General features: G+C 63.4%; 17 protein-coding genes. 6 read left to right on the forward strand and 11 right to left on the reverse strand.

Annotated features, from left to right (window positions below; all coding sequences use genetic code 11):
- Nucleotides 1–410 precede the first annotated feature (410 nt).
- The 5 genes from J2X56_RS23960 to J2X56_RS23980 all read right to left on the reverse strand — a co-directional run bounded on the left by J2X56_RS23960 (nt 411) and on the right by J2X56_RS23980 (nt 5,877).
- The gene (locus tag J2X56_RS23960) at nt 411–755 is read right to left on the reverse strand and encodes a BON domain-containing protein (RefSeq protein ID WP_209570020.1); all 345 of its coding nucleotides are present in this window, start codon (nt 753–755) and stop codon (nt 411–413) included.
- A gap of 232 nt (nt 756–987) precedes the next feature.
- Nucleotides 988–2,370: a sigma 54-interacting transcriptional regulator gene (locus J2X56_RS23965; protein ID WP_039790255.1), complete on the reverse strand. Its 1,383-nt coding sequence runs from the start codon at nt 2,368–2,370 to the stop codon at nt 988–990.
- A 72-nt stretch (nt 2,371–2,442) separates the two neighbouring features.
- Complete coding sequence (locus tag J2X56_RS23970; RefSeq protein WP_034339018.1) at nt 2,443–2,946, reverse strand: hypothetical protein; 504 nt, start codon at nt 2,944–2,946, stop codon at nt 2,443–2,445.
- Entirely contained in the window at nt 2,936–4,414 is a 1,479-nt protein-coding gene (locus tag J2X56_RS23975) for a HAMP domain-containing sensor histidine kinase (RefSeq protein ID WP_121037516.1), read from the reverse strand. The genes J2X56_RS23970 and J2X56_RS23975 overlap by 11 nt, the downstream gene beginning before the upstream one ends.
- 218 nt (nt 4,415–4,632) lie before the next feature.
- Nucleotides 4,633–5,877: a M20/M25/M40 family metallo-hydrolase gene (locus tag J2X56_RS23980; protein WP_121037513.1), complete on the reverse strand. Its 1,245-nt coding sequence runs from the start codon at nt 5,875–5,877 to the stop codon at nt 4,633–4,635.
- Nucleotides 5,878–6,096: 219 nt separating this feature from the next.
- On the opposite strand from J2X56_RS23980, the gene J2X56_RS23985 reads away from it, so the two are divergent.
- Both J2X56_RS23985 and J2X56_RS23990 read left to right on the forward strand, forming a co-directional pair.
- Entirely contained in the window at nt 6,097–7,524 is a 1,428-nt protein-coding gene (locus J2X56_RS23985; protein ID WP_121037510.1) for an MFS transporter, read from the forward strand.
- A gap of 327 nt (nt 7,525–7,851) precedes the next feature.
- On the forward strand, nt 7,852–9,096 hold the full coding sequence (locus J2X56_RS23990; protein ID WP_034339001.1) for an HD-GYP domain-containing protein: 1,245 nt from the start codon (nt 7,852–7,854) through the stop codon (nt 9,094–9,096).
- Nucleotides 9,097–9,172: 76 nt separating this feature from the next.
- Here J2X56_RS23990 and J2X56_RS23995 read toward each other — a convergent pair whose 3' ends face one another.
- Nucleotides 9,173–9,598 carry a BLUF domain-containing protein gene (locus tag J2X56_RS23995; RefSeq protein WP_034338998.1) on the reverse strand — a complete coding sequence of 142 codons (426 nt, stop codon included), beginning with the start codon at nt 9,596–9,598 and terminating at the stop codon, nt 9,173–9,175.
- A gap of 2 nt (nt 9,599–9,600) precedes the next feature.
- The gene (gene folE, locus J2X56_RS24000; protein WP_039790264.1) at nt 9,601–10,344 is read right to left on the reverse strand and encodes a GTP cyclohydrolase I; all 744 of its coding nucleotides are present in this window, start codon (nt 10,342–10,344) and stop codon (nt 9,601–9,603) included.
- 473 nt (nt 10,345–10,817) lie between these two features.
- On the opposite strand from folE, the gene J2X56_RS24005 reads away from it, so the two are divergent.
- On the forward strand, nt 10,818–11,495 hold the full coding sequence (locus J2X56_RS24005) for a flagellar basal body L-ring protein FlgH (protein ID WP_039790266.1): 678 nt from the start codon (nt 10,818–10,820) through the stop codon (nt 11,493–11,495).
- A gap of 149 nt (nt 11,496–11,644) precedes the next feature.
- Here J2X56_RS24005 and J2X56_RS24010 read toward each other — a convergent pair whose 3' ends face one another.
- Nucleotides 11,645–12,220 carry a hypothetical protein gene (locus J2X56_RS24010; RefSeq protein ID WP_034338990.1) on the reverse strand — a complete coding sequence of 192 codons (576 nt, stop codon included), beginning with the start codon at nt 12,218–12,220 and terminating at the stop codon, nt 11,645–11,647.
- 250 nt (nt 12,221–12,470) lie between these two features.
- Between J2X56_RS24010 and J2X56_RS24015 the strand changes: the two genes are divergently transcribed.
- Entirely contained in the window at nt 12,471–12,914 is a 444-nt protein-coding gene (locus J2X56_RS24015; protein ID WP_034338987.1) for a hypothetical protein, read from the forward strand.
- A gap of 36 nt (nt 12,915–12,950) precedes the next feature.
- Here J2X56_RS24015 and J2X56_RS24020 read toward each other — a convergent pair whose 3' ends face one another.
- The gene (locus tag J2X56_RS24020) at nt 12,951–14,216 is read right to left on the reverse strand and encodes a D-amino acid dehydrogenase (RefSeq protein WP_252697464.1); all 1,266 of its coding nucleotides are present in this window, start codon (nt 14,214–14,216) and stop codon (nt 12,951–12,953) included.
- 86 nt (nt 14,217–14,302) lie between these two features.
- Nucleotides 14,303–15,100 (reverse strand): SDR family NAD(P)-dependent oxidoreductase, encoded by a 798-nt coding sequence (locus J2X56_RS24025; RefSeq protein WP_310163337.1) that lies wholly within the window; start codon nt 15,098–15,100, stop codon nt 14,303–14,305.
- Between the two features lie 355 nt (nt 15,101–15,455).
- On the opposite strand from J2X56_RS24025, the gene J2X56_RS24030 reads away from it, so the two are divergent.
- Both J2X56_RS24030 and J2X56_RS24035 read left to right on the forward strand, forming a co-directional pair.
- Nucleotides 15,456–16,121 carry an amino acid ABC transporter permease gene (locus J2X56_RS24030; RefSeq protein WP_008333808.1) on the forward strand — a complete coding sequence of 222 codons (666 nt, stop codon included), beginning with the start codon at nt 15,456–15,458 and terminating at the stop codon, nt 16,119–16,121.
- Nucleotides 16,122–16,131: 10 nt separating this feature from the next.
- Entirely contained in the window at nt 16,132–16,905 is a 774-nt protein-coding gene (locus J2X56_RS24035) for an amino acid ABC transporter ATP-binding protein (protein ID WP_134223948.1), read from the forward strand.
- Between the two features lie 127 nt (nt 16,906–17,032).
- Here the strand turns inward: J2X56_RS24035 and J2X56_RS24040 are convergent, their stop codons facing one another.
- A complete protein-coding gene (locus J2X56_RS24040; RefSeq protein WP_310163345.1) occupies nt 17,033–18,835 on the reverse strand; it encodes an NAD(P)/FAD-dependent oxidoreductase in 1,803 nt (600 codons plus the stop codon).
- Between the last annotated feature and the right edge of the window lie 67 nt (nt 18,836–18,902).

Genomic DNA, 18,902 nt, shown 5'->3' on the forward strand with positions numbered 1-18,902 from the left:
GAGCATTTAATATTTAAAGTTTCCAGAACCGAAGTTCTGTCGCACTTCATTAAACGCCCACGCTTATCGGCTGTTAATTTTTAAAGATCTGTCTGTCGCAAACGCGCTTGGCGCTGTTTGCATCGCTGCGAATCGTTTTGTTCGTCAGCAGGGGGCGAACTATAGCAACGCATCCGGCAGCGCGCAAGTACTTTTTGAAAAATAGTTCAAAATAATTTAGAAGGATATGGGCCAGGCTCCGTCTGGTACGCCGAAAAGCCTTACCCAGCTTGGGCCTCAGAGATTCTGGCCAGCACCGAAAAAAACCAAAAGAATCCGGGCCATCCCTGGCGGGACGGCCCGGATTCTTTTTTACTGGTCTAAATAATTCAAATAATTACCGGATTTTCTGCAAACCCAAGCGGCTCTGCTTAACCCGCCTTCACGGTCAGGTCGCTCTTCACATCGCGCACTCCCTCGACCCCGGCGACCAATTGCAAGGCATGCTGGCCCAGCTCGGCGCTGGGGACGGAACCCTTCAGAGTGACCACGCCATCCTTGGTGCTGACCTTGATCTTCATGGAAGAGATCTGCTTGTCTTCCACCAGCGCCGCCTTCACCTTGGCGGTGATCACGGAATCGTCAATATAGGCGCCGGCCTTCTGCGCAGAGGGCGCATTGGTGCTGGCGGAATCCGCCGCGCGGACTGCCGGCGCGGCAGCGGCCATCACCATGGCGGCGGCCAGCAGTCGTGCTGCAAGTGAAGATGTCTTCATGGAGTTCTCCTTGTTCAATGAGGTGGACCTGGCATTGCCCTTCCCTTCACCAAGGCGGGCAACTCTGGTCTATACGTTCGCAAATGCCATGCCACCCCAAGCTATCCTCAATGAAATCAGTGACTTATCGCGCGAACTCAGCAGTCCGGCAGCAAAGATGAGCCGGCAAACCCACCATTTCCGTCGGCCGGACCCGACATCATGTCCTAGCGACAAGCGCAACTCCTTGATTTCAAACGACTCCGTCCTGTCGCTCCATCACGACGGCCTCCTCGCCACCCCGGAATCGCCTTGGATCCAGTCCATTCTTCTGCAGCAGCCGGTAAAACTCGGTTCGATTGCGATCAGCCAGCCGGGCCGCGTCGGAGACATTGCCATCCGTCAGCTTCAGCAGCCGCACCAGGTAATCCCGCTCGAATTTCTGCTTGGCCTCTGCATAACGCAGCAGATCCAGCGTCGGCACCCGTAAAGCGCGCTGGACTAGCGACGCCGGGATCAGCGGCGCGGTCGACAACGCGCACACCTGCTCCACGACGTTATAGAGCTGGCGCACATTGCCCGGCCAGTGGGCCAGGCTGAGCACTTCCAGCGCATCCGGGGCAAATCCCGTCAGGCGCTTGGGATAGCGCGCGGCGATGGTCTTGAGGAAATGATTGGCCAGCAGCGCGATATCCTCACGCCGCTCTTCCAGCGGCGGCAGGCTGAGCGTGACCACATTGAGCCGGTAATACAGATCGGCCCGGAAGTGCCCCTCATTCATGGCCGCCTCCAGGTCGCGGTGGGTGGCCGAGATCACCCGTACGTCGACCTCGGCAGCCTGGTTGGCCCCCACCTGCCGCACGGTCTTTTCCTGCAGTACGCGCAACAGCTTGACCTGCAAGGCCAGCGGCATATCCCCGATTTCATCGAGAAACAGGGTACCGCCTTCCGCCGCCTGGAATAAACCTTCACGATGCTCTACAGCGCCGGTAAATGCGCCTTTCACATGGCCGAACAGTTCGGACTCCAGCAATTGCTCAGGAATGGCACCGCAATTGACGGCAATGAAGGGCTTCCCGGCACGCGGACTGGCGCGGTGAATGGCGCGGGCCAGCACTTCCTTGCCGGTACCGCTGTCGCCACGGATGAGGATGCTGGCGTCGGAGGCCGCCACCAGCCGGGCCTCGGCCAACAGTTCATCGACCCGCTGGCTGCGGCTGATGATGTCGGCGCGCCAGGCTTCATCCGGCGTCTCCTGGGCTGGCGCGGACAGGCTCAGGGCCTGCGCCACCTTGTCCAGCAGGACATGGCCATCAAACGGCTTGGTGAGATAGGCGAAGGCCCCCTGCGTGGTGGCCTCGACGGCATCGGGAATGGTGCCATGGGCGGTGAGCAGGATCACCGGCAAGGCCGGATAGCGGCTGCGGATCTCGGCAAACAGCGCCAGCCCATCCATGCCGGGCAGACGCACATCGGTGATCACCAGCGCCGGCAGCGCAATGGCCAGCTGGGCCAGGGCGGCCTCGGCGCTTTCCACGGCCAGGATGCGGTAGCCGCTGGCGTTCAGGCGCAGCGTCAGCAATCGCAGCAGGTCGGGATCATCGTCGACCAGCATCAGGGGGGCAGTCTTTCCCATCGGGACTCCAGTTCCAGTAAAGGGAACGGCCCCGGCGGGATGGCGGCATCCCCGGGTCTTCGGGGATGCAGATTACTTGCCGCCAGCCGGCAGGGTCCGTTCGATGTTCTTGAGCGCTTCCAGCTTGTCGTTGAGCTGATCGACCTTGCGCTGCGCTTCCTTCAGTTGCACCGAGGACTTCTCGGCACCGTCGGCCACGCGGCGCAGGTCGGAATAATGTCCAACCAGCAACTGCACCAGAGGCTTGAGCTTCTCCGCTTCGACGCTGCGATCAGCCATGACGTTCCATAGCTGGGCTTCGGCCTTGGCCAGGTCGATGGCGTCGCGCGTCAAAGACAGGGCCATGGCGCGGCGCACATTGGTCGCCGGACCGGCCGGATAGGTATTGACACGCTGCAACTCGCGGCCCAGTTCGGCCGGCGTCATCTTGCGCAGCTGGGCGTTGTAGGCCAGCAGTTCGTCGATGTTGCTGGAGGATTGGATGAGCTGGACGGTCGACGTCGGTGCGGACGGCTGCGGCCCCACACACGCGGCCAGCACGACGGAACAAGCCAGGATCAGGATCTTATTTTTCATCAGGCAACTCGATTCGGAAATGCGCCCCGCCCTCACGCGGGACCAGATAGACCTTGCCGCTATGCGCCTGTACGTACTCGCGCACCACGGACAGCCCGATGCCATTGCCACGGCGGGCACCGGTGGGCTGATGCAAGCCCTGGTAGAAGGGTTCAAAGATGCGGGCGGTATCGGTCGGTGCCACGCCCGGCCCCTGGTCCAGACATTCCACCCGCACCATGCCCGGAGCCTCGCTCAGCAGGAAGCGGATGAAGCCGCCCTGCGGGCTGAAGCGCACGGCATTGGACAGCAGGTTGGCCAGCACGATGGCCATCTTCTCGGGATCGACCACCACGGTACGGGCCGCACCCTCGATTTCCACCTTCAGTTCGCGCGCCAGCCATTGCAGGCGCTGGTCGTCGATCACCTTGTGCAGCAGCGCGCGCAGGTCCACCGGCACCGGATGGATACGCTGGGCATCGAAGGAGACTTCGTTATAACGCAGCAGATCCTCGATCTGGGTCTGCAGCGACTGGGTATTCTGGCGCAGGATACGGGCAATCTCGCGCTGGTTCTCGGTCAGTTGCCCGGCCACGCCGTCATCCAGCAGGGCCGCGCCTTCGCACAGCGCCGCCAGCGGGGTCTTCAATTCATGGGAGACATGGCGCAGGAAGCGCGACTTCTCCGCCTCCAGATCCGCCAGCCGTTGGCGCAGCCAGTCCAGCTGCTGGCCCAGGCGGCGGATGTCGGCCGGGCCGCGCACGTCGATGGGCTGGTCGAAGCGATTGTCACCCAGCCGGCCAATGGCCTGCTCCAGCCGTGCCATCGGACGCGACAGCCAGAGTCCGAAGCAGAACGCCAGCAAGACCGCCAGCACGATGGCCCCCACCACCTGTGCGGTGAGCAGCTGGCGCTGCTGCTCCAGCGCCGCCGATAACGCATTGTTGCGGCGATCCACCTCGCGCCGGCTCTCCAGCGCGATGCGTTCATTGAGCGCGGGCAGGCGCGCAAAATCCTGGAACAGCTTGGCCTGCTCGCCCTTGTCCTTGCGCGACTCCGCCTCCAGCACGCCGGCGACTTCATCCACATACACGCCCCACTGGCTGAACAGGTCGCGCGGGGCCATCGGCAGCGAATCCGACAATTCACCCAAAGCCTGGCGCGCCTGCTCGCGCGCCTCGTTGAAACGATCATGGAAAGCGCGGTCATCCAGCACCAGGTACTGGCGCGCACTGCGCTCCATGGCCACGGTGCGCTCGGCCAGCCGCTGGGCGGATTCGGTCAGCTGCACCGCCTGGCGCGCCGTCTCGCGGCTGTTGGCCGACATGCGGTCCAGTGTGAAGAGGGCGTGGATGGACGTACCGCTCAGGAGCGCGGCGATCAGCAGGAAAGCCGCCAGCAGCAACTGCCGGAACGACAATCCAAGATAGCCGGGCTTGCGGCCGGCGGGCGACTGGGGCGGATGAGTGTGCTCGATGGCGTTGAACATGCGATTGATCTCGGTCCCACAAGACTTGCCTGGTTATCCGGCTGGCGCACTGCCCTCCGGCCCGAAACATGCCGACAGGAAACGCCGGCCACGCTGTTGCGGGCACACATTGTAATCATTTGTCGGGCGGCCTGCGATGCGGCGACGTTTCCCCACAGCAATTCCGCGAGCGCGACCTGCCGCGCAGGACCGCAGGCGCGCCCGGAACGGCGTCGGCCTCAGTCTTGCGGACCGAGGAAATCCAGCAGCATCAGGGCGACCACCTTGGTGGCCTTCTTCAGGTCATCCAGCGCCAGGTTCTCATCGGCCTGCTTGGCATTGGATTCCATGAGCGTGCGCGGACCGGCCCCGAACAGCACCACCGGAATGCCTGCTTCGCCATACAGGCGGGCATCGGTATAGAGCGCCGAACCATTGGTGGTCAGGGTCTCGCCCATGACCTGTTCGGCATTGCGCAGCAGGCTGTCCACCAGCTTCTCGTGACCCGGCAGCGGGCGCAGCGCACGCGCCAGCAGCAGGCGGCGGATTTCCACACGGATGCCCGGCAGGCCGGCCACTGCGTCTTCGATCAGCTTGCGCACGCCAGCTTCGACCTGCGCCGGATCTTCCTCGGGAATCATGCGGCGGTCCATCTTCAGCACCACCTTGCCCGGCACCACATTGGTATTGGTACCGCCATCGATGCGGCCGACGATCATGGTCGGATGGCTGATGCCCGGGATGGAGGAGCGGATGTCCTTCAATCCCGGCAGCGCGCCATAGATCGCATTGAGAATGGCATTGGCCGCCTGCAGGGCATCATGGCCGGTCTCGGGCATGGAGCCGTGCGTGGCGCGGCCATGCACGGTCACCTCGAACTGCAGGCAGGCATTGTGGGCAGTCACCACGTTGTAGCTGAAGCCGGCCGCCAGCACATAATCCGGACGGGTCAGCTTCTGTTCCAGCAGCCAGCCCGGGCCGAGCACGCCGCCGAATTCCTCGTCATACGTGAAGTGCAGTTCCACTGCGCCGCGCAGCGCTGCCCCCAAGGACTCCAGCGCGCGCGTGGCGAAGATATAACTGGCGAAGTCGCTCTTGGAAACCGCTGCCGCACGGCCATAGATGCGGCCATCCGCCACTTCGCCACCATACGGGTCATGGGTCCAGCCTTCGCCCGGCGGCACCACGTCGCCGTGGGCGTTGAGCGCCAGGGTCGGTCCAGCGTCGCCATAGGGACGGCGCACGATCAGGTTGGTGATGCTCTGCATGCCATAGTCGCGCACCTGGTCGGCCGGTACCGCGTGCTTCTCGGCCTGCCAGCCCCAGGACTGCACCAGCTCGGCCACCGCATCGGCGTGCGGGGCGTTGTTGCCGGGCGGGGTATCGGTGGGGATGCGGATCAACTGCTGCAGGACCCCGACCTCTTCCTCGAAATGCTGATCGATCCATGCGCACAGGCGCTCCGACAACTGCTGTTTGGACATGCTTGCCACTCCGTGATCAAAGGCACCAGCCGCGCTGGCGCAAACCGCCATCATAGCGCAGCCGCCCCGCGTGTGGCCGCCGCCTGCGCATCCGGGCGTTCCCCGCTATCATTGACTGGCGCTGCCTTGCGGGGTGGCGCGCATTCCAGAACCTCCAAGACAACCACGACAACAAGCGGCAGCACCAGCACGCTTGCACCGCCAACACCCAACCAAACCATGTCCTCGCAGCCTTCCACTTCCGGCACGTCCGATCCTGCCCATCACATCGTCATCGCTGGCGAGGGCCTGCCGCCCGAGCAGCGCGGGCGCGCCATCCTGGCGCTGGGCATCGCGGTCGGCCTGGCCACGCTCGACACCGCCATCGCCAACACGGCCCTGCCCGCCATGGCATTGGACCTCAACACCACACCGGCAGCCTCGGTCTGGATCGTCACCGCCTATCAGCTGGCGATGATGGTGGCGCTGCTGCCGCTGGCGGCGCTGGGGGAAATCGTCGGTTACCGCCGCATCTATATCTGGGGACTGGTGCTCTTTACCGCGGCCTCGCTGCTGTGCGCGGTGGCCTGGTCGCTGCCCACGCTGGTGATGGCGCGCTTCCTGCAGGGACTGGGCGGGGCCGGCATCATGAGCGTGAACACCGCGCTGATCCGATTCATCTATCCGACCCGCTCACTGGGCCGTGGCGTCGGGCTCAATACCCTGATCGTGGCCATCGCCTTCACGGTAGGACCATCGGTCGCCTCCGGCATCCTCGCCATCGCACCCTGGCCGTGGCTGTTTGCGGTCAACGTGCCGCTGGGCGTGGCGGCCGTCATCCTGGCCCTGCCCTCGCTGCCGCATACCGCGCTGTCGACACACGCCTTCGACCTGCGCAGCGCCGTGCTCAATGCGGCTGCCTTCGGCCTGCTGATCCTGGCCATCGGTGAAGGCGCGCACCAGGCAGAGGCCAGCGTGGTCGGACTGGAACTGGGCGCCGCCATCGTCTGCGGCCTGTTCCTGCTCAAGCGCGAACTGTCGCATCCGGCACCGATGCTGCCGGTGGACCTGTTCCGCCATCCCATGTTCACGCTCTCGGCGATCACCGCCGTGTGTTCCTTCGCGGCGCAGGGCCTCGCCTTCGTCTCGCTGCCCTTCTTCTTCCACCATGACCTGGGCCGCAGCCAGGTCGAGATCGGTCTCCTGATGACACCCTGGCCGGTGGCCGTGGCGATCATGGCACCGATCGCCGGACGGCTGTCGGATCGCTATCCGGTCGGCATCCTCGGCGGCGTCGGGCTGGCGCTCCTGTGTGCAGGGCTGCTATCGATGACCTTCATGCCGGCTGCGCCCACCGTATGGGAAATCAGCTGGCGCATGCTGCTCTGTGGCATGGGCTTCGGCTTCTTCCAGTCGCCCAATCTCAAGGCACTGATGACCAGCGCCCCGCCGCATCGCAGCGGTGGTGCCTCCGGCATCGTGGCGACGGCACGGCTGCTCGGCCAGAGTGTCGGGGCCGCGCTGGTGGCGCTGTGCTTCAACCTGTCGGAGACCCAGGGCTCGCGCTTTGCCCTCGGCTTCGGCGCCGCCTTTGCGGGGGTGGCCTGCATTGCCAGCTTCCTGCGTTTGCTCACCAGCAACCCTTATGCGCCGCCACTGAAAAAATAAGTTTTTCTCACCATTCCTCACAGCCACCGTCGGCCGGATTCTCAGGCGGTGGCTGCCTGTCTCGGTATTACATCAATTTTTCAACGATCTTCAGATCAAACATTTTCCGCACATAAACTTCCGTGCGGACGCAGGTAAAATTCGTCGGCAAGATGACGACAAGCCGCGTAAAACTGATGCCATTCTGTTACGATAGCTCGTCAGTGGAATGATGTTCACAGAACATCGCCGAGCTTCATTCCTTCAGACAACAGGCGTCCATTTCATCAGGGAAATCGAACCGCTTTCAGTACGGGAACCAGCGACAGGCACAGACCTGAATTCGATATGTTGAAATCCATCGCCTTGGCTCAATTACGGTTGGGCATGTACGTTCATTCCATCCCCGGCGGATGGATCAATCATCCTTTCTGGCGCAAATCCTTCAAGATCGAAACGCTGGAAGACCTGCAAACCCTGCGCGAGTGCCCGGTCGACGAAGTGACCATCGACACGGCCAAGGGCCGCGACATCGCCCCCGAACACGATATCGACGACGAGACCGGCGAGGCGGAGCAGGATGACGCCGCGCCCCCCGCCGAGATCGCCATCGCCCACCAGGGTGCCAGCGCCACGGTGGCCGTGCGCAAACCAGCCACCCGCACCGAGACGGCGGTAGAACGTGAACGCGCGGCGCGCATCATCTCCTCCTCCAAGTCCACCGTGCTCAACATGTTTTCCGAAGCGCGCATGGGCAAGACGGTCGACGTCAAGGATGCCGCCGAACTGGTGACCGAGATCACCTCCTCGGTCTCGCGCAATGCCGATGCGCTGATCAGCCTGGCGCGGCTGAAGACCACCGATGATTACACCTACATGCATTCAGTGGCGGTCTGCGCGATGATGATCTCGCTGGCCAACCAGCTCGGCATGACGCAGGAACAGATCAAGCAAGCCGGGATGGCCGGCTTGCTGCACGATGTGGGCAAGATGGCCGTGCCGCTGGATATCCTCAACAAACCCGCCAAGCTGACCGAAGAAGAATTCGCCTCGGTGCGCTCGCACACCGTACAGGGCCACAGCATCCTCAAACAGATCGAAGGAATTGGCGAAGCCGCACTGGATGTCTCGCTGCACCATCACGAGAAGATCGACGGCAGCGGCTATCCGTTCAATCTCAAGGCCGACAGCATTTCCATCATGGCCAAGATGGGCGCGGTGTGCGACGTCTACGATGCCATCACCTCCAACCGTCCCTACAAGGCCGGCTGGGATCCGGCCCGCTCGATCCGCCACATGGCCGCCAGCGCCGGGCATTTCGATCCGATCACGATGGAAGCCTTCGTCAAGGCCATCGGCATCTACCCGACCGGCTCCTGCGTGATCCTGCAATCGGGCCGGCTGGGGATCGTAGTGGACCAGCGGCCGGAGCACCTGCTCACCCCGCGCATCAAACTGTTCTACTCGACCACCAGCCGCATGCCGCTCAAGCCGGAAATCATCGACCTGGCCCGTGGGGGCGACAAGATCGTGGCCTACGCCGATCCGGCCAAGTGGGGCATCCGCAGCCTGCCCAGCATCGACCTGGATTAAGCCCGCGAAAATCACGCAGCCCCAAAAAAAACGGCACCGCAAGGTGCCGTTCTCACATCCGCGCGAACCTGCGCCATCAATCGCGCTGGGCGAAGGCCGCCGTCGAGGCCAGCTCATTGAGCAGCGCCACGGTGGAACAGCTGGAAACATCGTAGGGATTGAGTTCGCCCGTGACCGAATACTTCAGCAACAGCGAGCGGTTGATCTTGTCCAGGCGGATCTTGCCCATGGTCCAGGAGGAATACTGGCGCTCGTCGATCGATTCATAAGCCAGCAGGATCACGTCCTGATGACGGTCATCACGCAGCAGTCGGCCATACAGGCGATTGACCTGATCGCGCCCGCCTTCGAGCACCTGCACGAAGGTCGTGTCGCTGTAGCACAGCACGCCGGTGATGCCCTGCTGCGGATTGCGCTGGCGCGAGGCAGCCAGGATGCCCTCGATGGTCTCGTGGGTGATGGTCTCCCGCGAGCGGCTTGCGTAGATCAGACGAACCAGCATGATTAACCTCGTTGACGTTGGGAAATCAGCGCCAGGAATTCACGGCGCAGGTTGGCATCACGCAGGAAGGAACCGCGCATGACGCTGTTGATCATCTTCGACTCCACATCCTTGACGCCGCGCCAGTGCATGCAGAAGTGATCGGCTTCCATGACGATGGCCAGGCCATCGGGCTGCAGCTTCTGCATCAGCAGGTCGGCGGCCTGGGAGACCGCTTCTTCCTGGATCTGCGGGCGGCTCATGATCCATTCCAGCAGACGCGCGTACTTGGACAGGCCGATCAGGTTGGAATGTTCATTGGGCATCACGCCCACCCACACCTTGCCCATGATCGGGCACAGGTGGTGCGAGCAGGCACTGCGCACCGTGATCGGGCCGACGATCATCAGCTCATTCAGGCGCTCGATGTTGGGGAACTCGGTCACCGGAGGCGCCGCCTGGTAGCGGCCCTTGAAAACTTCGTTCAGGTACATCTTGGCCACGCGCTTGGCGGTGTCCTGGGTGTTGTGGTCGCTCTCGACATCGATCACCAGGCTCTCCAGCACCGCGGCCAGCTTGGACTGTACCTCGGCCTGCAATTGCTCCAGTTCGCCTTCCCGGATGAAGGCGGCGATATTGTCGTTGGCGTGGAAACGCACGCCGGCCGCCTTGATGCGCTGGCGGATGCGGGCCGATACCAGCTGCTCATGCACGCTGGGCGCTGCAATCTCGGCGCTGGTGGCGGCCTGGTTCTTGTCTGTTGCCATGATGGAGTGCGATCACGCCAGGCGGGACCGCTGAGTTGGGGGTGGCGTCATTATGCACGGAAAAACGCAGACGCATTGAGGGCAAACCAGCGTCAAGCCCGAGTCAAAGCGATCACAACAGCGCGGCTGTGGCGTGCCGTCCACGGCAGCGCCGGCGACGAAACCGGGAGCCGCCGGATTCGTCCGTATGACCTCCCTGCCCCGTGTTTAATGCTCGTTCACAGGAGCATTCATCTGCGCTTAATGCTGTCCAGCGCACGACTTAACCGCCATTGATGATTGTTTGCCGCACTTTACACGGGCCTAACCGCTGCTTACGCCTGCAGCCACCATCATCCCTGCACGCGCCGCCCGCGCGTTCATGCTTCCTGCGAGGTGGCTGCCCGCCTCAGGCAAGCAGCAGCTCAGAAGCAGGCAACAGCGGGCGGTGGCTCGTGCCGGGCATCCAGCCTGGCCGCCATCGGGGGAGTACCATGACATTCCAGTATCGCCTTGCCGGTGCCTGCGCACTGGCCGTTTCGCTATCGGTCTCGCTGTCGGCCTGCAACAGCCCGGCGCCCATGGTGACCGGGCCCACCAGCGTGCGGCCGGCCTACCAGGTGGCCAACGTGGAAAACAATGGTGCCATCTTCCGCGTCTCCAGCGCGCAGCTGTTCGAAGAGCCGACCACCTACAACGTGGGCGACATCATCAAGATCGACATCTCCGAATCCATCAGCAGCAGCAACAAGGCGGCCACCACCAACAGCCGCGACACCACGCTCACGCAAAAGGGCCCGGGCTCGGGCGCGCCGCTGGGCGGACTGTTCACGCAACTGTACGACGCCAATTATTCGGCCAACGGCAGCAATACCTTCAAGGGCTCCGGCGACAGCAGCAATACCAACACCATGACCGGCACGCTGATGGTCTCCATCGTCGAAGTGCTGCCCAACCGCAACCTGGTGGTGGCCGGTGAAAAGCGCATCGGCGTCAACGGCAACACCAACACCCTGCGCTTCTCGGGGGTGGTGCGCACCCGTGACATTCGCGGCGGCATCGTGGCCTCGTCCAACGTGGCCGATGCACGGCTGGAACAGGTCGGCGGTGGCTCCATTGCGGATGCCAGCACCGATGGCAACTTCTTCCGCCGCCTGCTGACCATCTGGTGATCGGATGATGATGTGATCGGGTACGCGCTGCAGGCGCGAGGACACCCGGTCTGCAAACGACAACGGCAAGCGCGCAGCTTGCCGTTTTTCATTGGAGGCGCAACAGCGTGATCGCCGAGTGCGCCGTATCTCGTCTTCCGAATCCGGCTTCAGAATCCGTTGGCCGCGCTGCGCATGTTGTCCGGCGAATTGTCCGCCACCTGCGGATTGCCCGGGAACAGCGCATCGATCAGCGGTGCCAGCTTGTCACCCGCGCTGGCCCACTTGTCCTGGCCGAAGGAACCGAGCCGGTACTGCGCCGTGCCCAGCACGCGGCCTTCGCGGCGCAGGGTCAGTGCGGCATAGGTGAGATAGGGGGTATAGGCATCGGTGAAGACCTTGGTGTCCCATTTGACGTAGCCCACATAGCTCAGCGTCACGGGGCAGGCCAGCGACTGGGTACCGGCATCGTAGACCCGGCTCTGCACGCCGTGTTTCTGCAGCTCGCCCTGCAGGCCGGGCACGAAGTCGCTCAGCGCCACCGAGCCATTCCACTCGATGCAGACTTCGTGGATCGGATCCTTGCTGTAGACGATGGGATTCTGTACCGAGTTGGGCGTCATCGCGCGCACGCTGGAGGCGGTGGATCCGACCAGTCCCACGGCGTCGACCAGGGCATTGCCGGACGTGACGATGCAGCCCGACAGCGATGAAGCCAGCAAGGTGGCAATGATGATGGTGCGCATGATGCTCTCCCCGAGCGCAATCCCTTGGCTTTCACGATCCCTGCATGGCGCAGGTGGCCGGGATTACAGGCTGCCCATCATAGCGGCGCATATTGCAGCCTCAGGACCGTTTTACCTTGATTTACGCTGACCCTGTGCAGGCTTAACAGCCACGTACGTCACGCAAATACAAGGCTTGGCGGGGACCTGCACAGTACTGGCACAATAGCCGCCTGTGCCGTTTCATGTGCTGCCTTACAAGGAGACTTCCATGCCCTCGCTCATCATTCGTTCCCTGCTGGCCTCGCTCGCCTTCACCGGCCTGCTGCAGGCCGCCCAGGCCGATACCCTCAAATCCGACACCGAAGTGCGCGCCCTGGCCGACAAGGTCATGGCCCAGGCCGGTGCCGGCCGCACCGATGATGCCTATGGCCTGCTTTCGCCCTATGCGCTGGTGGACATCCGCGCCTTCGAGGGCGCACGCACCAGTGCACGCAGCGCGCGCACGGCCATCGAAGCCCTGGTCGGCAATTCGGTCGGCTACGAATTCATCCGCTCCGAGAAGGTGGGCGAATCGCTGATCAAGCTCACCTACATCGAAAAAACCGAACGCCAGGCCATCCCGTGGATGTTCATCTTCTACAAGACGCCTGGCGGCTGGGCCGTGAGCAGCTTCAGCAATGGCGACAATGTGGATGCGCTGTTTGATCGCTGATCATTGATCATTGATCATTGATCGGCAGCGCTCCGCTCAGAACGTGCGCTGCGGCTCCAGGTCGGCGCTCTCGATGGCGCTGGCCACGCCCGAGATCTTGTCGGCGATGATGGCCGAGGACCCGCAGGCCGTGGTCCAGCCATTGGAGCCATGGCCGGCGTTGAGCCACAGGTTGGCATAGCGGGTGGCACCGATGAGCGGTGCGCCGTCCGGTGTCATGGGGCGCAGCCCGGCCCAGTACTCGACCTTGGCCAGATCGGCGCCCTGTGGATAAAGATTCTTCAGCGACTTCAGCGCGGTGGCGCAATCGCGCGGGGTCACCCGCGCATCCCAGCTGCCGATCTCGGCCGTGCCTGCCGCGCGGATGTGATTGCCCATGCGGGTGATGGCGACCTTGTAGTACTCGTCCATGACACCGCTGCGCGGCGCGCTCTTGGGATCGGCCACCGGCACCGTGATGGCATAGCCCTTGACCGGATAGATCGGCAGGTCCAGCCCCAGGGGTTTCAGCATCGGTACTGACGCACTGGCGCAGGCGACCACGTAGGCATCGGCGCGCAAGGTACCAGTGGGTGTGCGCAGGCCGCTGACCTGGCCACCGGCCACCTCGATGGCCTGCACCTCTGTGGACAAGTGAAACTCCACCCCATGCGCCTGCAGCCAGCCGGCCAGCGCGCGCGCAAACAGCGGGCAATTGCCGGTTTCATCCATCGGCAACAGCAAACCGCCCTTCAATTCATGGCGGGCCGCATGCAAGCCCGGATCGAAGGCCACGCAGCCATCGGCATCCAGCAGCTCGAAAGGCACGCCGGCTTCGGCCAGCACCTTGGTCGACAGCCCGGCATTGTCCAGCCCTTCCTGAGTACGGAACAATTGCAGGTTGCCGCCGGTGGTCTGTTCGTAGCGGATATCGAGACGCTCGCGGATCTGCTTCAACTGGCCGTGGCTGTAGCGTGCCAGGCGCCCCATGCGTGCCTTGTTGACGGCATAGCGCTCGGGCGTGCATTGCGCCAGGAAGGTCTTGAGCCACTTCCACTGATGCGCATCCAGACGCGGCGTGAAACGCAAGGCCGCCTCGATCCCCAGCCAGCTCTGCACCGACCACTTCAGCGACTTGGCCGGCATGCCGGGAGCCGCCCACGGCGTGGCATACGAGGGGCAGACATGGCCGGCATTGCCGACGCTGGTCTCGGCCGCCACCTCGGCGCGGCGTTCCACCACGACCACTTCATGGCCGCGCTCGCGGAGGAAATAAGCAGTGGTGACGCCGACGATGCCGGCGCCCAGCACGATGATGCGCATGGTCTCAGTTCAACTTCCGAAAAATGTAAATGATGCTGATGATGTGAATGATATAAATGATTTAAACGATTTAAATCGTTTCTGCATTACAGGGTCAGTCCGCCATCCACGTGCCACACCTGTCCGGTGACGTAGGAAGCCGCCTGACTGAGGAGGAAGGCGATCACATTGGCGATCTCCTGCGGCTGTCCCAGACGCTGCAGCGGGATACGCGCCAGCGCCGCCTGCCAGGCGGCCGGGTCGATGGCCGACTTGGCCGGATCGCTTTTCTGAACGTAGCCGGGCGCTACTGCGTTGACCGTCACCCCGGCCGCGGCCACCTGCACCGCCAGCGATTTCACCAGGGCCTCGATGCCCGCCTTGGCCGCCGCCGATGCCGGAAAGCCCGATTCCCCCAGGCGGAACACGTGAGCCACGAAGGAGCTGACGGCCACCACACGGCCCTGACCGCTGGCCTGCAGCGGCTCGCGGCAAGCCGTGATCAAGCGGAAAAAGCCACCCAGGAGGGCATCGAGCGAACGCGACCAGTCCGTATCATCGAGTTCGCCGATGCGCTTGCGATCGGCAAAGCCGGCATTGGCCACGAGCGCATCGAGCCTGCCGTAGTGCGTGAGCGCAGCGTCACGCAACTGCGCTGCGGTGTGCGGATCGGCCAGGTCGCCCAGCGCCAGCGTGCACTGCGCGCCCTGCGCGCGGCATTGCTGCGCCACCGCCTGCAACTCCGGCGATTCGCTGCGGGCATGCAGGACCAGGGCGACATCGGGTGCCGCCACGGTGGTGGCCACCGCCGCACCGATGCCGCGCGCGGCACCGGTGATGAGGATGACACGCACAGAAAGGGGAGAACTGGCAGCAGGAATGGAAGAAAAAGGGGACGGGTTCATGATCCAAAAGGTGAAACAGCACGTTCCCGCTGACCGGGAATTTGGCATAACACTTCACTTGCGCAATCCCGTCATTTTAGCCAAAGCCCGCATCTACGGGGGTTCCCGGCGCATGATGAGACGTTTTGTTCAGTTCGTGCTCCAGGCGTTCTCCTTTACAATGGCCGGGTTCGCGGCACGCCGCAGCGTCGGTTGCGGTCGCCTGCAATCCATGCGCGGGCAGTTCTTCCCACGTCCTCCCTCCTCTCGGTACCCGGCGCACAACTGCCCCGGAGGGATAGGGCATGGTTCGTGCATGCGCTGCACACCCTGCCCTCCCCGGGCTCATGCAATTGGCAACCAAGGAAAATCGCAGATGTATCAATGGGACTTCGGCTCGCTCTGGCAATTCAGGAGCATCATCGGAATCGGCTTCGTCTATACCCTCTCCTACACCGTAGCCTGTATCGCGCTCGGCCTGCTGGTCGGTCTGGTGGTGGGCCTCGGCCGGCTGTCGTCGAACCCCTTCATCTCCGGACCGCTGCGCGCCTTCGTCGAAGTGTTCCGCTGCACGCCGGTGCTGGTGCAGCTGGTGTGGTTCTACTATGCGCTGCCGGTGCTGCTGGGCATCGAGATGTCGGCGGGCACGGCGGCCATGCTGTCGCTGGCGCTGTATGGCGGCGCGTTCTATTCCGAGATCATTCGCGGCGGCATCGTCTCCATCGATGTCGGCCAGTCCGAAGCGGGCTGGGCACTGGGCATGACGCGTTTCCAGCTGATGAAGCGCGTGATCCTGCCGCAGGCCTTCAAACGCATGACGCCACCGCTGGTGAACCAGTCCATCATGCAGCTCAAGAACACCTCGCTGCTGTCGGTGCTGGCCGTGCCCGACCTGCTGTACCAGGGCCAGATCATCGCCCACGAAACCTATCGTCCGCTGGAAATCTACACCCTGGTGGCGATCATCTACTTCGTGATCCTGCTGCCGGCCACCATCTGGGCCAAGCGCCTGGAAAACCGCCTGTCGGTCCAGCATGGTTGAGGAGAAGACGATGAACAATCAACATGCGGACGCGATGATCCAGATCAGCAATCTCAAGAAGGCCTTTGGCGAGCACGTGGTGCTCAAGGACATTTCCATCGCCGTGCCCAAAGGCAGCGTGGTGGCCATGATCGGCCCCTCGGGCTCGGGCAAGTCGACGCTGCTGCGCTGCCTGAACCTGCTGACCGTGCCGGACCTGGGCACGGTACGCATCGGCGAGCGCCACTTCGAATTCAATGGCCGCAAGTCGCGCCTGCCCAAGGACCGCGAGCTGGCCGCCTTCCGGGCGCGCACCGGCATGGTGTTCCAGCACTTCAACCTGTTCCCGCACATGACGGCGGTGGAAAACGTGATGGAAGGCATGGTCACCGTGCTGCGCACGCCCAAGGCCGAAGCGCGCGCCAAGGCCATGGCGCTGTTGCAGAAGGTGGGCCTGTCGGACCGTGCCGACATGTATCCGCAAAAGCTCTCCGGTGGCCAGAAGCAGCGCATCGCCATCGCCCGCGCGCTGGCCATGCAGCCGGACGTGATGCTGTTCGATGAAGCGACCTCGGCGCTGGACCCGGAACTGGTCGGTGAAGTACTCAACGTGATCCGTGGCCTGGCCGCCGATGGCATGACCATGATCCTGGTCACGCACGAGATCGCCTTCGCCCGTGAAGTGGCGGACCAGGTGGTGTTCATGCGCGATGGCGTGGTGGTGGAAGCCGGACCGCCGTCGCAGGTGATCGACAATCCGCGCGAGGCGGCAACGCAGGCTTTCCTGGCCCGCTTCAATGCCTGACCGGGAGTGATGGAGATGGCATCGAAACCGCGCTGACAGCAGCTTTTCAGCCGGACGAAAAAATGGCGCGCAGATTTCTCTGTGCGCCATTTTTTTCATCTGCCCTTGCCGGTCTCAGGCGCGGGCCTTATCGGAGATGATGCACCTCCTGCAGGCCATACACCGGTGTCGGAATACCCTCCATGCGCGCCTTCAGCTGCAGCGCCAGATACAGCGAGTAGTGGCGCGACTGGTGCAGGTTGCCGCCATGGAACCACAGGGCGGGCTGCTGCGTGGGCTTCCACATGTTGCGCTGTTCGCCTTCCCACGGTCCCGGATCCTTGGTGGTGGCCGATCCCAGGCCCCAGCACTTGCCGACCTTGTCGGCCACCTCGTGCGAGATCAGGTCGGCGGCCCAGCCATTCATGGAACCGTAACCGGTGGCATAGACGATCACGTCGGCCGGCAATTCGCTGCCATCGGAGAGCAGGATGGAGTGTGCGCGGATCTCCTTGACGTCGACGCCGCTCTTGAGACGGATCTTGCCGTCGGCGATCAGCTCGGAGGCACCCACGTCAATGTAGTAGCCGGAGCCGCGCCGCAGGTATTTCATGAACAGGCCGGAATCGTCATCGCCGAAATCGAGCAGGAAACCGGCCTCTTCGAGACGCCGATAGAAATCCGCATCGCGTTCGCGGATCTTGTCGAACACCTGCTTCTGCATCGACGGCAAGACCTTGTAGGGGATCGACGCAAACAGCAGGTCGGCCTTGCCTGTGGTGAGGCCGCTGGCCACTGCGCGCTCGGAATAGAGATCACCGAGGGCCAGTTCCATCAGGGAATCGGACTTGACGATGTGGGTGGAAGAGCGCTGCAGCATGGTCACGTCCACGCCGTTCTCCCAGAGTGCCGCACAGATGTCGTGCGCCGAATTGTTGGAGCCGACCACCACCACCTTCTTGCCGCGATAAGGATCGGGGCCGGGATGGCGCGAGGAGTGATGCTGATCGCCGCGGAAGTTTTCCGCTCCGGGAAACTGCGGCACATTGGGCTTGCCCGACATGCCGGTGGCCAGCACCAACTGTGCCGGCTGCAGCACGACTTCCCGGCCTTCACGCTCGACCACCACGTTCCACTTCTGCGTGGCTTCATCGAAGCTGGCGGACTTGCAGACGGTGGAGCCCCAATAGTTCAGTTCCATCACCTTGGCATACATCTCCAGCCAGTCGCCGATCTTGTCCTTGGGCGCAAAGACGGGCCAGTTCTCGGGGAAGGGAATGTAGGGCAGATGGTCGTACCACACCGGATCATGCAGGCACAGCGACTTGTAGCGCTTGCGCCAGCTGTCGCCGGCGCGCTCGTTGCGTTCGATGATGATGGTCGGCACACCCAGCTGGCGCAGCCGTGCACCCAGCGCAATGCCCCCCTGCCCGCCGCCGATGATGAGGCAATACGGTTGCTGCTGGTAGCCCAGTTCACGCGCCTCCGCTTCGCGTTCTTCCTTCCAGGTACGGCGCTGCGTATGCACGCCATGCACCGCCCCGCGCGGGCGGTTCACGCCCTTGGGTTCTTCGTGGCCCTTCAGTTCGGCGGCGGTGGTCAGCAGGGTCCAGATCTTGCCGTCGCGCAGGCGCAGGTAGCCCTTGCCGCGGGCGACGGCGGTCTCCAGCAGGATCCAGCCCTGGGTTACGCCATCGGCTTGCGAGGGCGTCTCATCGGGGTCGGGACGCAGCTGTATCGATCCCAGCTGCGGCAGCTGCGATTGCAGCATGGCGCAGATCTGGTCGCGGCCTTCCAGGGTCTTGATGTTCCAGGTGAAGGCAATCAGGTCGCGCCAGTAGCCGTCCTCCCCGAACAGGGCGGCGGCCTTGGCGGCATTGCCTTCGCGCAGGGCGGCCTGCAGGGTTTCCAGCAGCTGCGCGATGGTCTGGCTGGGGGTTTCTTCGGGCATGACAAGTCTCCTCTATCTCGACAATAGATCTCGTGGTTGGATGGGGGGTGGCGGTTCTGTGACCGCC

It is taken from the genome of Herbaspirillum sp. 1173 (assembly GCF_031455335.1).
GTDB lineage: Bacteria > Pseudomonadota > Gammaproteobacteria > Burkholderiales > Burkholderiaceae_D > Herbaspirillum > Herbaspirillum huttiense.

Excerpts from the sequence above, each read along its gene's own strand:
- J2X56_RS23960 (WP_209570020.1), bottom strand. The coding sequence starts at position 755 with ATGAAGACATCTTCACTTGCAGCACGACTGCTGGCCGCCGCCATGGTG.
- J2X56_RS23965 (WP_039790255.1), bottom strand. The coding sequence starts at position 2,370 with ATGGGAAAGACTGCCCCCCTGATGCTGGTCGACGATGATCCCGACCTG.
- J2X56_RS23970 (WP_034339018.1), bottom strand. The coding sequence starts at position 2,946 with ATGAAAAATAAGATCCTGATCCTGGCTTGTTCCGTCGTGCTGGCCGCG.
- J2X56_RS23975 (WP_121037516.1), bottom strand. The coding sequence starts at position 4,414 with ATGTTCAACGCCATCGAGCACACTCATCCGCCCCAGTCGCCCGCCGGC.
- J2X56_RS23980 (WP_121037513.1), bottom strand. The coding sequence starts at position 5,877 with ATGTCCAAACAGCAGTTGTCGGAGCGCCTGTGCGCATGGATCGATCAG.
- J2X56_RS23985 (WP_121037510.1), top strand. The coding sequence starts at position 6,097 with ATGTCCTCGCAGCCTTCCACTTCCGGCACGTCCGATCCTGCCCATCAC.
- J2X56_RS23990 (WP_034339001.1), top strand. The coding sequence starts at position 7,852 with ATGTTGAAATCCATCGCCTTGGCTCAATTACGGTTGGGCATGTACGTT.
- J2X56_RS23995 (WP_034338998.1), bottom strand. The coding sequence starts at position 9,598 with ATGCTGGTTCGTCTGATCTACGCAAGCCGCTCGCGGGAGACCATCACC.
- folE (WP_039790264.1), bottom strand. The coding sequence starts at position 10,344 with ATGGCAACAGACAAGAACCAGGCCGCCACCAGCGCCGAGATTGCAGCG.
- J2X56_RS24005 (WP_039790266.1), top strand. The coding sequence starts at position 10,818 with ATGACATTCCAGTATCGCCTTGCCGGTGCCTGCGCACTGGCCGTTTCG.
- J2X56_RS24010 (WP_034338990.1), bottom strand. The coding sequence starts at position 12,220 with ATGCGCACCATCATCATTGCCACCTTGCTGGCTTCATCGCTGTCGGGC.
- J2X56_RS24015 (WP_034338987.1), top strand. The coding sequence starts at position 12,471 with ATGCCCTCGCTCATCATTCGTTCCCTGCTGGCCTCGCTCGCCTTCACC.
- J2X56_RS24020 (WP_252697464.1), bottom strand. The coding sequence starts at position 14,216 with ATGCGCATCATCGTGCTGGGCGCCGGCATCGTCGGCGTCACCACTGCT.
- J2X56_RS24025 (WP_310163337.1), bottom strand. The coding sequence starts at position 15,100 with ATGAACCCGTCCCCTTTTTCTTCCATTCCTGCTGCCAGTTCTCCCCTT.
- J2X56_RS24030 (WP_008333808.1), top strand. The coding sequence starts at position 15,456 with ATGTATCAATGGGACTTCGGCTCGCTCTGGCAATTCAGGAGCATCATC.
- J2X56_RS24035 (WP_134223948.1), top strand. The coding sequence starts at position 16,132 with ATGAACAATCAACATGCGGACGCGATGATCCAGATCAGCAATCTCAAG.
- J2X56_RS24040 (WP_310163345.1), bottom strand. The coding sequence starts at position 18,835 with ATGCCCGAAGAAACCCCCAGCCAGACCATCGCGCAGCTGCTGGAAACC.